Here is a 12,016-nt window from a genome sequence, read left to right on the forward strand (position 1 = left end):
CGGTGGGAGAAGGGAACACAGCCAGGAGCCCCCATGAGCAATCCCCGCACCCAACAGGACTGGCAGGCCATGGCCGGCACGCTGTCGATCCGCACCCAGGCCTTCATCGACGGGCAATACGTCGATGCCGCCTCGGGCAAGACCTTCGACTGCGTCAGCCCGATCGACGGACGCGTATTGGGCCGGGTGGCCGATGGGCAGGAAGAGGACATCAACCGCGCTGTCGCCGCCGCGCGGCGCAGCTTCGATGCCGGCGCGTGGTCCAACGCGCGGCCGACGCATCGCAAGAAGGTGCTGCTCAAGCTCACCCAACTGATCGAACAGCACGCCGACGAACTGGCGCTGCTGGAATCGCTCGACATGGGCAAGCCGGTCGGCGACGCGCGCAGCGTCGACGTCGCCGCGAGCATCCGTTGCATGGGCTGGACCGCCGAAGCGCTGGACAAGGTCTACGGCGAAGTCGCCGCCACCGGCCAGGACGAACTGGGCCTGGTGACGCGCGAACCGCTGGGCGTGATCGGCGCGATCGTGCCGTGGAATTTCCCGCTGCTGATGGCCACGTGGAAACTGGCGCCTGCGCTGGCGATGGGCAACTCCATCGTGCTCAAGCCGTCGGAGAAATCACCGCTCACCGCGATCCGCCTGGCCGAACTCGCGATCGAGGCGGGCATCCCCGCCGGTGTGCTCAACGTGGTGCCCGGCTTCGGCAAGACCGCGGGCGAACCGCTGGCGCTGCACATGGACGTGGACGGACTGGTGTTCACCGGCTCCACGGCCGTCGGCAAGCGCCTGCTGCAATGCGCGGGCCTGTCGAACATGAAGCGCGCCTACATGGAATGCGGCGGCAAGAGCCCGAACATCGTGTTCGCCGATGCGCACGACCTCGAGGTGGCGGCGAAGGCCGCGGCCGGCGGCATTTTCTACAACCAGGGCGAAGTCTGCACGGCAGCCTCGCGCCTGCTGGTGGAACGGTCGATCAAGGATGAGTTCGTCGCCCGCGTGGTCGAGGCCGGCAAGGCCATGCGGCCGCGCCATCCGCTCGACCCCGGCGCGCCGATGGGCGCGATGGTCGATGAAGGCCAGACCCAGCGCGTGCTCGGCTACATCGAGAAGGGCAAGGCCGAGGGCGCCCGGCTGGCGCTGGGCGGCCAGCGCGCTGACGTGGTGAGTGGCGGCTGCTACATCGAGCCGACCGTGTTCGATGACGTCGCACACGACCACACGATCAGCCGTGAGGAGATCTTCGGGCCGGTGCTGTCGGTGATCGCGTTCGACGGCGAGGAGGAAGCGCTGCGGATGGCCAACGACAGCGAATACGGGCTGGCTGCGGGCGTGTGGACGCGCGACATCAGCCGTGCCCACCGCGTGGCCCGCAAGCTGCGTGCGGGCAGCGTCTGGGTGAACTACTGGGACGGCGGCGACATGACCGCGCCGTTCGGCGGCTACAAGCAGTCCGGCAACGGGCGCGACAAGTCGCTGCACGCCTTCGACAAGTACACCGAGATCAAGGCGACCTGGATCAATCTGGGTAGTTGAGCCGGGCCGTTCCTTCTCCCCGCTCGGCGGGGAGAAGGTGCCCGGAGGGCGGATGAGGGGCGAGCGCTGACGCTTGACCGGCGCGCAGGCATCGCATCTTCGTTCGCCCCTCACCCGCCTTCGGCCCCCTCTCCCCGTACACGGGGAGAGGGGAGTCATCGAAGAAGTTCTTCTGCCAGAATCGCCCCGTCCCTTCGATCGGCCCGTCCATGACCGCCACCGCCGTTGCCCCTACGCCCGCCAACTCGCCCAGGCGCGTGCTGTTCGCCAGCCTGATCGGCACCACGATCGAGTTCTTCGATTTCTACATCTATGCCACGGCGGCGGTGATCGTCTTTCCGAAGCTGTTCTTCCCGCAGAGCGATCCGGCCAGCGCCACCCTGCAGTCGTTCGCCACCTTCGCGCTGGCGTTCATCGCACGGCCGGTGGGCTCGGCGCTGTTCGGCCACTTCGGCGACCGCATCGGACGCAAGGCAACGCTGGTGGCGGCGTTGCTGACGATGGGTATTTCCACGGTGGTCATCGGCCTGCTGCCGACGTATGCGCAGGTGGGTGTGCTGGCACCGGCGCTGCTCGCGCTCTGCCGGCTGGGCCAGGGCATCGGCCTGGGCGGTGAATGGGGCGGTGCGGTGTTGCTGGCGACCGAGAACGCACCGCCGGGCAAGCGCGCGTGGTACGGCATGTTCCCGCAGCTGGGCGCGCCGATCGGCTTCCTCTGCTCGACCGGCATCTTCCTGCTGCTGACCGCGGCGATGACCGACGCGCAGTTCCTGGCATGGGGCTGGCGCATCCCGTTCCTGGCCAGCGCGGCGCTGGTGTTCGTCGGGTTGTGGGTGCGGTTGCGGATCACCGAGACGCCGGATTTCCAGAAAGCGCTCGACGAGGACGAACGGGTCAAGCTGCCGATGCTGACGGTCGTGCGCGAACACCCGTTCGCGCTGGTCGCGGGCACCTTCGCGCTGGTGGCGACCTTCGTGCTGTTCTACCTGATGACGGTTTTCGCGCTTAGCTGGGGCACGTCCAAGCTCGGCTATTCGCGCGAGCATTTCCTGATGCTGCAGATGGGCGGCGTGCTGTTCTTCGCGCTGACCATCCCGCTGTCGGCGCTGTACGCGGACCGCCATGGCAGGCGCAACGCGATGATCGTGGCGACGCTGCTGATCATCGGGTTCGGTTTCGTCTTCGCGCCGCTGCTGGAATCTGGAAGCGACCTCGGCGTGCTCGCCTTCCTGGCGCTGGGGCTCGGGGCGATGGGGCTGACCTACGGCCCCTGCGGCACGATCCTGGCGGAGATGTTCCCCACGGCCGTGCGCTACACGGGGGCATCGCTGGCCTTCAACATGGCGGGCATCCTGGGCGCGTCACCGGCCCCGTACATCGCCACGCGGCTGGGCGAGCGCTACGGCCTCGCGTCGGTGGGCTGGTATCTCGCCGGCATGGCCGCGCTGACCCTGCTGGCGTTGTTGGCGATGCCGCGCCCGCGCACGAACGACTAGCCGAACAGGCGCCTCACGGTGCGGCTGAGCCAGCCGCCCTGCTGGTGGTCGCGCACGAACTGGTTGAGATGCCGCTTGACCGAATCCGCATAGGCCTTGTCGTCGTTGCGGATGTGGTTGAACAGCCAGCGCGACAGCATGCTGCGCAGGTCGTCGACGATGTCCTCGCCGGCCTCGAAGCGTAGCCGGTACTCGGAGACGCGCTTGGTGAACACCTCGTGCACGCGCCTGTGCGCCGCGCTGAACGGATACCCGGCCTCTTCCATCAACTCCTCCTCGAAGGCGAAGTGGGAGAGGGTGTAGTCGACCAGTTCGTCGATCACTTCGCCCACGGCGAAGCGCTCCATCGATTTCTGGGTGACGTGGAGGTGGTTGATCATCTCCACGATGCGGCGGTGCTGGCCATCGATGATGTCGATGCCCGTGTCCATGTCGTCCTGCCAGATCAGCAGTGTCATGTGCGTGTCCCCTGCCGGCGGATGCCGGAATGCAGGGGAAATCTAGGTGCGCGCCTGCCGCGCGGCATTGATTCCGATCAATGCCGCGACATGCGGTCGCAGGGGGGGCGGGCTCTTGTAGGAGCGACGTGAGTCGCGACCGTCGAGCTGGCAAGTCAGGTGGCCCTGGGTCAAGCGAGAGCCTAAGGGGTGCCAGCATTGGCTTGCATCGATCCGACGCAGGCCGATCGCTCTTCAGGTCGCGACTCACGTCGCTCCTACAAGGAAGGCACTAGCCGCTCGACACCACCCGGTTCCGCCCCCCGGCCTTGGCCAGGTACAGGCGCCGGTCGGCCTCGCTCAACAGGTGGTTGAGGGTCTGGCCCGGGAAGCGCGTGCGGAACACGCCGATGCTGACGGTCATCCGGATCTTCTGGTTGCCGATGTCGACCTCGAGCGCCTCGATGTCGGCGCGCAGGGACTCGAAATGGTCCACCGCCTCGCTCTCGCCGAGGTAGGGCACGAGCGCGCAGAATTCTTCGCCGCCGAAGCGCGCCACCAGGTCCTGCGTGCCCGCATGGCGCGCGATGGCCTGGGCGACGGCCTTCAACGCCACGTCGCCGGCTTCATGGCCGTAGGTGTCGTTGATGTGCTTGAAGTGATCGATGTCGACGATCGCCGCCGTCACCGCCTGCTGGCGGCCGAGCGTGTTCGGCAGCAGTGCATGGCATTCGGCCAGGAAGTGGCGGCGGTTCGGCAGGCCGGTGAGGAAATCGCGCGTGGCGAGGTCCTGCAGCGTGCCGATCAGTTCCAGCTGGTCGATGTTCTGCGACACGCGGCAGAAGAACTCTTCGCGCGAGAATGGCTTGTGCAGGAAATCGTTGGCGCCGCTTTTCAGGAAGCGCGGCACCAGGCTGCCATCGCTGGTGCCGGAAATGCCGATGATCGCCAGGTGGTCGCGCGCATGGCGTGCGCGTAGGCGACGGGTGAACTCATGCCCCTTCATGCCGGGCATTTCCTGGTCGACGATGGCCAGGCGGATATCGGGATTGGCATCCAGCATCGCCAGGCCGGCCTCGCCGTCCGCGGCTTCGACCACGCGGAAGCCGTACATCGACAGCAGCGCGGCCGCGTGCTGGCGCGCCGAGCGCGAGTCGTCGACGACCAGCGCCGCGATCCGCCGGTTGCGCTCCAGTCGCTGCACCAGCCACACGAGGTAATCGATGCTGCCGGGCGTGTTCTTCAGCACGTAGTCCACGACCTGCCGGCGCAACACCTGCTCGCGCAGGCCGTCGTCGTAGACACCGCTGACCACCACCGTAGGCAGCTGGCGCGACAGGAAGAATTCCACGACTTCGTCATGGCTGCCGTCGGCCAGCACCAGGCTGGTGACCGCCATGAACCAGTCCGGGTGCCGTTCCAGCGCGGCGCGTGCTTCCGCAAGCGTGGCGGCGTAGACGACCGGCAGGTTGAGTTTCTGTTCGATCGCCTCGCCGATCAGGCGTGCGTGCGTGCGCGAGTTCTCCACCACCAGGATGCGCTGGGGCAGCGGAGTTGGGCTGGCGGGGGCGGGCGAAGCGCGCAGGGGTGTCGGCATCGTCATGGGCGTTACGGAGGTTCCATGCCTCCCTATCGGCCCCGCTGGCCCGGACTTGAGAGCCCCGTCACGAAAGTGAAGCGCGGGGCCGGCGACCTACCAGAGCGCGTCGCGGAGCTTGTACCAGGCCATGGCGGCCACCAGCAGGGGGGTGCGCAGGGCGCGTCCCCCGGGGAACGGGTGGTGGTCGATCTTCGCGAACAGGTCCAGCCGCTCGGACTGGCCGCGGATGGCCTGGGCGAGGGTGGTGCCGGCCAGGCCTGCGGCGATCAGGCCATGGCCCGAGAAGCCCTGGGCGAAATACAGGTTGGGCGCCAGCCGGCCCCAGTGCGGCGCGCGGTTGAGCGAGATGTCGATCATCCCGCCCCACAGGTACTCGATGCCGACATCGCGCAGCTGCGGGAACACGCGGTGCATGCGCCGGGTCATCACCCCGCGCAGGTTGGGCGGGGGCAGGGTGGAATAGCTGGCGCGGCCGCCGAACAGCACCCGGTGGTCGCGGCCCAGGCGGAAGTAGTCCAGCGCCCAGTTGGTGTCGGCCACCGCCATGTCGTTGCGGATGAGGGCGCGCGCGCGCGCCTCGCCGAGCGGTGGCGTGGCCGCGATGTAGGTGCCCACCGGCATCATCCGCGATTCGAGTTCCGGCGCGATCCCGCGCAAGAGCGCGTTGCCGGCGAGGATGACCTGGTCGCAGACCACCTCGCCACGCGCCGTCTTCAGCACGGGGCGCGTACCGCGCACCAACTGTGTGACGCGCGAGCCCTCGAAGATCGTCGCGCCCGCGGCGAGCGCCGCGCGGCCGAGGCCCAGGGCGTACGCGAGCGGATGCAGGTGGCCGCTCACCGGGTCGTACATCGCGCCGAGGTAGCGATCGCTGGCCAGTTCGCTGCGCAGCCGCTCACGGCTCCACCACTGCACGGGATGGTCGTAGCGGGTGTTGAAGTCCTCGACCGCCTGTTCGACCTCGCGTTGCTGGCGCGGCTTGATCGGCACGGTGGCGTGGCCGTCGCGCCAGTCGCAGTCGATCCCGTGCCGGTCGATCCGCCCGCGCAGCCAGCGCAGGCCGTCCACCGACAGGTCGAACATCTTCTTCGCGTCATCGAAGCCGACGAGCGCCTCCAGCTTGGCCTCGCCGCAACCGAAACCGGCGATCGCCTGGCCGCCGTTGCGGCCCGAAGCGCCCCAGCCGATGCGCTCGGCTTCCAGCACGACGACCTTGTAGCCGGCTTCGGCCAGTTCCAGTGCCGCCGCCAGGCCGGTGTAGCCGGCGCCGAGGATGCAGACGTCGGCCTCGATGCGGCCTTCCAGCACGGGCTGCGCCGGTAAGGGCGTCGTGCTGGCGGCGTACCAGCTGTCGGGGTAGGCGGCGTTGGAAGGGGCGGTGCTCACGCTGCCTCCGCACCGTCATCCCCGCGAAGGCGGGGACCCGGTGCCTTTGCCTTCGCGATGTACAAGGCGCTGGGTTCCCGCCTTCGCGGGAACGACGATAAGGGGGAGGCCATGCCCCCCATCACACCGCGCGCAGATACCACGCGTATTCCAGGTCGGTCACTTCGGTGTAGAAGCTGTGCATCTCCTTGAGCTTCTGCTGGCCGTAGATGTGCTGGAAGGATGTGCCGAACTGCTCGCGGATGAACTCGCTGCCCATGAACGCGCCGATGGCCTCGCGCCAGAACGGCGTGCGGATCTCGGTCTGGTCGTAGGCGTTGCCGGTGATCGGCGGGCCGGGGTCGAAGCCCTGTTCCATGCCGTGCAGCATGCCGGCCAACACCGCAGCGGTGACCAGGTAGATGTTGGCGTCGGCACCGGCGATGCGGTGTTCGATCCGCGTGTTGGCTTCGTCGCTGTGCGGGATGCGCATGGCGACGGTGCGGTTGTTGTAGCCCCACACGTCGTTGAGCGGGACGAACGCGTTGAGCACGAAGCGCCGGTAGCTGTTGGCATGCGGCGCGAACAGCAGCAGGCAGTCCTGGTCGCTGCGCTGCAGGCCGCCGATGGCGTGCTTCAGCGCATCGGCCGGGGCCGTCTGTGGCGAGGCGAAGATGTTGCGGCCCTCGGTATCCAGCACGCTGGCGTGGATGTGCATGCCGCTGCCGGCCTGGTCGGCGAACGGCTTGGCCATGAAGCTGGCCATCAGGCCCTGTTGTTGCGCGGCCGCCTTGATCGCGCGCTTGAGGTAGATCGCATCGTCGCAGGCGAGCAGGGCGTCGTCGCGATGCTTGAGGTTGATTTCGAACTGGCCCGGCGCGTACTCCGCTACGGCGGTGTCGGCGGGGATGCGCTGCGCGCGGCACGCGGCGGCCACCGCATCGGTGAAGCCGCGGTAGTCGTTCAGGTCTTCCATGTAGTAGACCTGCGTGCTGGTGTTGCGCAGGCCCGTCGCCGGATTGATCGACGTGCGCGGGCGGCCCGCGTCGTCCATGCGCTGGTCGAACAGGTAGAACTCCAGTTCCACCGCCACCACCGGCTTCAGCCCGCGCGCCGCATAACGTGCCAGCACGCGCTTCAGCACGTCGCGTGGGTTGGCTTCGAACATGCCGCCTTGCGCGTCCTCCATGCTGAGCAGCAGCTGCGCGGCCGGGCGCGGCGACCACGGCACGGGTCGCAGCGAGCCCGGCACGGGGCGGCAGATGCGGTCTTCGTCGCCGATGTCGTAACCGAGCCCCGTTTCCTCCACCGTATTGCCGGTGATGTCGGTCGCGATCAGCGACATCGGCAGGCATACGCCGTCGCGGTAGACCTTCTCCAGCGCGTCGCGGGTGATCCGCTTGCCGCGCAGCAGCCCGTTCATGTCGGGCAGCAGCAGGTCGATCTGCTCGCAGTCGGGGATGGACGCCAGCGTGGCGGCATCGTCGGCGGGCAGGGAGGATGCGGCGGAATCGGGGCGCATGAGGGCGTTCCTGGAGGCTGCGGCGCAGCTTAGCAGAGCAACGGTTGCGTCAAGAATACTCAACGGGAGAATTCGCGCAGGCCCCGGAAACGCCCTAAATGGGTGCCGCATCGCACCATATCGGCGCTGAAAACCTCGTGGCGAGCGTTCGTGTTGTAAAAATAAAACGGCCGGGTTAAGTTGCCCGGAAGCCATCCCGGGCTTCCTGCATGACCCCGCTGCCGCGGGTCGGTCTGCCGACCGACCACAAGCAAATCGGTGCGCATCCCTTCCTTGCCGTCGGCGAGAAGTACGTGCGCGCCGTGGTGGACGGGGCGGGCTGCCTGCCGCTGCTGGTGCCCACGCTCGACCCGGTGCTGCCGTTGCGCGAGATGCTCGCCGGACTGGATGGGCTGCTGCTGACGGGTGCGGTCAGCAACATCGAACCGCACCATTACAGCGACGAGTCCAGCTACGAGGGCAACCTGCTGGACCCACGCCGCGATGCCACCAACCTGCCGCTGATCCCGCTCGCCATCGAGATGGGCGTGCCCGTGCTGGCGATCTGCCGCGGCTTCCAGGAAGTGAACGTGGCCTTCGGCGGAAGCCTGCACCAGAAGGTGCACGAGCAGCCGGGCTTCATGGACCACCGCGAGAACAAGGACGATCCGTTGGATGTTCAATATGGCCCGGCGCATGGCGTGGCGCTGGTGCCGGGCGGGCTGCTGGCCACGCTGGCCGGCGATACCCAGGCGGTCGTGAACTCCCTGCATGGTCAGGGCGTACGCCGCCTTGGCGAAGGCCTGGTGGTGGAGGCGCAGGCGCCCGACGGATTGATCGAGGCGTATCGCCACGACGGCCCGGCCTTCATGCTCGCCGTGCAGTGGCATCCGGAATGGAAGGTGCGCGAGAACCCGTTCTACCTGGCCATCTTCCGTGCGTTCGGCGATGCATGCCGCGTCCGCGCGGCACGGAGGCCATCATGAAGCGGCGCCACCCGCCGCCATGGGAGGGCGGGCGCTGACGCGCCCGTGCTGTCGCGTCCGGTGGCCGTTGGCGCCGGCCCATTCCCTCCGAAAGACCCTCTTCCCATGAGCCAGAAACAGACCCAACGAAAGAAAGCCGAGGCCGCGGAGCCGTCCGAAAGTTCGCTGCGCCGGTGGCTGAAGGAACGCAGCATTACCGAAGTCGAATGCCTGGTGCCGGACATCACCGGCAACGCGCGCGGCAAGATCATTCCCGCCGACAAGTTCAGCCATGACTACGGCACGCGATTGCCGGAAGGCATCTTCGCCACCACCGTCACCGGCGACTATCCCGACGACTACTACGAGCTGACCTCGCCGTCGGATTCGGACATGTTCCTGCGCCCGGACCCGGATACCGTGCGCATGGTGCCGTGGGCGGCGGATGCGACGGCGCAGGTGATCCACGACTGCTTCACCAAGGATGGCAAGCCGCACGAGCTGGCCCCACGCAGCGTGTTGCGCCGCGTACTGGCCGCCTACGAGAAGGAAGGCCTGCGCCCGGTGGTCGCGCCGGAGCTGGAATTCTTCCTGGTGCAGAAGAACACCGACCCGGATTTCCCGCTGTTGCCGCCGGCCGGCCGTTCCGGGCGGCCCGAGACCGCGCGCCAGTCGTACTCGATCGATGCGGTCAACGAGTTCGACCCCATCCTCGACCTGATGTACGACTACTGCGAGGCCATGGAGCTGGACGTGGACACGCTGATCCACGAATCCGGTGCTGCGCAGCTGGAGGTCAACTTCACCCATGACGATGCGCTGTCGCGCGCGGACCAGGTGTTCCTGTTCAAGCGCACCATGCGCGAAGCCGCGTTGCGCCACGGTGTGTACGCCACCTTCTTGGCCAAGCCGATGGAGAACGAGCCGGGCAGCGCGATGCACATCCACCAGAGCCTGCTGGACATCAAGACCGGTCGCAACGTCTTCTCCGGCAAGACCGAAGGCAAGGGCAGCAAGCTGTTCGGGCACTACCTGGCCGGCCTGCAGAAGTACGTGCCGATGGCGATGGCGTTCTTCGGCCCCAACGTCAATTCCTATCGCCGGCTCGCGCTGGGGCAGGTGGCGCCGATCAATGTGCAGTGGGGTTACGACAACCGCACCTGCGGCCTGCGCGTACCCATGGACACCCCTGAGAACATGCGCGTGGAGAGCCGCTTCGCCGGTTCCGACGCCAATCCCTACCTGGCCATGGCCGGCACGCTGGCGTGCGGCCTGATGGGCATCCGCGAACAGCTCAAGCCGACCGAGCCGTTGGCGAGCAGCGCGCAGGACATCGGTTTCGAACTGCCGCGTTCGCTGGGCGAGGCGCTGGACGAACTGGAAGGCTGCAAGCCGCTGCAGGAGCTGATGGGCGCGCGCTTCGTGCGTGCGTACGTGTCGGTCAAGCGCAAGGAATACGAGACCTTCTTCCGCGTGATCAGCTCGTGGGAGCGGGAATTCCTGTTGTTGAACGTCTGAATGCTGTGCCCTTCTCCCTTCGGGAGAGGGTGGCGCGAAGCGCCGGATGAGGGTGCGGCGAAGTCCAGGTGATCCGGATCTGGAGGACTTCGCCGAACCCTCACCCCAACCCCTCTCCCGTTGGGAGAGGGGCTCGAATCCACGGAGCCGTTATGACCCAACTCGACACCCGCACCCTGCAGAAGCTCGACGCCGAGCACCACCTGCATCCGTTCAACGACAATGCCGCGCTGGCGAAGAAGGGCACGCGCATCCTCACCAAGGGCGAGGGCTGCTATGTCTGGGATGCCGATGGTAACCAGCTGCTCGATGCCTTCGCGGGGCTGTGGTGCGTCAACATCGGCTACGGCCGCAAGGAGTTGGGCGAGGTGGCGTCGAAGCAGATGACGCAGCTGGCCTACTACAACAGCTTCTTCCAGTGCACGACCGAGCCGACCATCGAACTGGCGGCCAAGCTCGCCGAGCTCGCGCCCGGCGACCTCAACCACTCCTTCTTCGTCAATTCCGGCTCTGAAGCGAACGACACCATCCTGCGCATGGTCCGCCACTTCTGGGCGGTGCAGGACCAGCCGAAGAAGAACATCTTCATCGGCCGCCACGATGGTTACCACGGCACCACCATGGCCGGCGCCAGCCTCGGCGGCATGAAGGGCATGCACAAGCAGGGCGGCCTGCCGATCCCGGACATCCACCACATCGATCCGCCGTTCTGGTTCGCCGATGGCGGCGACCTGTCCGAGGACGAATACGGCCTGGTCGCCGCGCGCCGGCTGGAGCAGAAGATCCTGGAACTGGGGCCGGAACGCGTGGCGGCCTTCATCGGTGAGCCGATCATGGGCGCCATCGGCGTCTACATCCCGCCGAAGACCTACTGGCCCGAGATCGAGCGCATCTGCCGCCAGTACGACGTGCTGCTGGTGGCCGACGAGGTGATCTGCGGTTTCGGGCGTACCGGCGAATGGTTCGGTTCGCAGTACTTCGGGTTCCAGCCCGACATCATGCCGGTGGCCAAGGGCATCACCTCCGGCTACATCCCGCTCGGCGCGGCGATGTTCAACGATCGCGTGGCCAAGGTGCTGAAGGAGCAGGGCGGTGAACTGGCGCATGGCGCCACGTATTCCGGCCACCCGGTCTGCGCGGCGGTCGCGCTGGAGAACATCCGCATCCTGCAGGACGAGAAGATCGTCGAGCGCGCGAAGACCGACGTCGCGCCCTACCTGGCCCAGCGCTGGGCGGAACTGGGCGAACATCGCCTGGTGGGACAGGCGCGCATCGCCGGTATGGTCGGCGCGCTGGAACTGGTGCCGGACAAGGGCAAGCGGGCGTTCTTCCCCGAGCGCGGCACCGTCGGCCCGCGCTGCCGCGACCACGCGTTGAAGCACGGACTGATCCTGCGCGCGACCTGGGATGCCATGCTGCTGTCGCCGCCGCTGATCATCACCCGCGCGCAGGTGGACGAGTTGTTCGACAAGACATGGAAGGCGCTCAACGACACCGCAACGGACCTGGGGTTGTAGGCGCGAGGGTACGCGTGCGCTGCGTCACAGTACCGCGGCCCGGGCGTATGATGTTTCCATCCCCCGATCCTGTTCCATGGA

Annotated in this window: 9 protein-coding genes; 5 read left to right on the top strand and 4 right to left on the bottom strand. The window is 67.4% G+C overall.

Annotated features, from left to right (window positions below):
* Positions 1 to 33 precede the first annotated feature (33 nt).
* Positions 34 to 1,536 (top strand): aldehyde dehydrogenase, encoded by a 1,503-nt coding sequence (locus ASD72_RS18385; protein WP_056881421.1) that lies wholly within the window; start codon positions 34 to 36, stop codon positions 1,534 to 1,536.
* Positions 1,537 to 1,745: 209 nt separating this feature from the next.
* Positions 1,746 to 3,032, top strand: coding sequence for an MFS transporter (locus ASD72_RS18390; RefSeq protein WP_056881422.1), 1,287 nt, complete (start codon positions 1,746 to 1,748; stop codon positions 3,030 to 3,032).
* On the opposite strand, the gene ASD72_RS18395 is transcribed toward ASD72_RS18390, so the two are convergent.
* From ASD72_RS18395 to ASD72_RS18410, 4 genes are all read right to left on the bottom strand, one after another.
* Positions 3,029 to 3,490: a bacteriohemerythrin gene (locus tag ASD72_RS18395; protein ID WP_056881423.1), complete on the bottom strand. Its 462-nt coding sequence runs from the start codon at positions 3,488 to 3,490 to the stop codon at positions 3,029 to 3,031. The two genes, ASD72_RS18390 and ASD72_RS18395, sit on opposite strands and share 4 nt — an antisense overlap.
* 271 nt (positions 3,491 to 3,761) lie before the next feature.
* Complete coding sequence (locus tag ASD72_RS18400) at positions 3,762 to 5,066, bottom strand: diguanylate cyclase (RefSeq protein ID WP_056881480.1); 1,305 nt, start codon at positions 5,064 to 5,066, stop codon at positions 3,762 to 3,764.
* A 96-nt stretch (positions 5,067 to 5,162) separates the two neighbouring features.
* Entirely contained in the window at positions 5,163 to 6,455 is a 1,293-nt protein-coding gene (locus ASD72_RS18405; RefSeq protein WP_056881424.1) for an FAD-binding oxidoreductase, read from the bottom strand.
* 121 nt (positions 6,456 to 6,576) lie between these two features.
* Positions 6,577 to 7,956, bottom strand: coding sequence for a glutamine synthetase family protein (locus ASD72_RS18410; RefSeq protein ID WP_056881425.1), 1,380 nt, complete (start codon positions 7,954 to 7,956; stop codon positions 6,577 to 6,579).
* A 209-nt stretch (positions 7,957 to 8,165) separates the two neighbouring features.
* Between ASD72_RS18410 and ASD72_RS18415 the strand changes: the two genes are divergently transcribed.
* The 3 genes from ASD72_RS18415 (at position 8,166) to ASD72_RS18425 (ending at position 11,935) form a co-directional block, all read left to right on the top strand.
* The gene (locus ASD72_RS18415) at positions 8,166 to 8,921 is read left to right on the top strand and encodes a gamma-glutamyl-gamma-aminobutyrate hydrolase family protein (RefSeq protein WP_056881426.1); all 756 of its coding nucleotides are present in this window, start codon (positions 8,166 to 8,168) and stop codon (positions 8,919 to 8,921) included.
* A gap of 105 nt (positions 8,922 to 9,026) precedes the next feature.
* Positions 9,027 to 10,418, top strand: coding sequence for a glutamine synthetase family protein (locus ASD72_RS18420; RefSeq protein WP_056881427.1), 1,392 nt, complete (start codon positions 9,027 to 9,029; stop codon positions 10,416 to 10,418).
* A gap of 152 nt (positions 10,419 to 10,570) precedes the next feature.
* A complete protein-coding gene (locus ASD72_RS18425; RefSeq protein WP_056881428.1) occupies positions 10,571 to 11,935 on the top strand; it encodes an aspartate aminotransferase family protein in 1,365 nt (454 codons plus the stop codon).
* The last annotated feature ends 81 nt before the right edge of the window (positions 11,936 to 12,016 follow it).

Origin of the sequence: Pseudoxanthomonas sp. Root630 (genome assembly GCF_001427585.1) — a bacterium.
Lineage (GTDB): Bacteria > Pseudomonadota > Gammaproteobacteria > Xanthomonadales > Xanthomonadaceae > Pseudoxanthomonas_A.

Bases quoted from the DNA above. Each gene is read 5' to 3' on its own strand.
- ASD72_RS18425 (WP_056881428.1), top strand. From the start codon at position 10,571: ATGACCCAACTCGACACCCGCACCCTGCAGAAGCTCGACGCCGAGCAC.
- ASD72_RS18410 (WP_056881425.1), bottom strand. From the start codon at position 7,956: ATGCGCCCCGATTCCGCCGCATCCTCCCTGCCCGCCGACGATGCCGCC.
- ASD72_RS18420 (WP_056881427.1), top strand. From the start codon at position 9,027: ATGAGCCAGAAACAGACCCAACGAAAGAAAGCCGAGGCCGCGGAGCCG.
- ASD72_RS18390 (WP_056881422.1), top strand. From the start codon at position 1,746: ATGACCGCCACCGCCGTTGCCCCTACGCCCGCCAACTCGCCCAGGCGC.
- ASD72_RS18395 (WP_056881423.1), bottom strand. From the start codon at position 3,490: ATGACACTGCTGATCTGGCAGGACGACATGGACACGGGCATCGACATC.
- ASD72_RS18415 (WP_056881426.1), top strand. From the start codon at position 8,166: ATGACCCCGCTGCCGCGGGTCGGTCTGCCGACCGACCACAAGCAAATC.
- ASD72_RS18400 (WP_056881480.1), bottom strand. From the start codon at position 5,066: ATGCCGACACCCCTGCGCGCTTCGCCCGCCCCCGCCAGCCCAACTCCG.
- ASD72_RS18385 (WP_056881421.1), top strand. From the start codon at position 34: ATGAGCAATCCCCGCACCCAACAGGACTGGCAGGCCATGGCCGGCACG.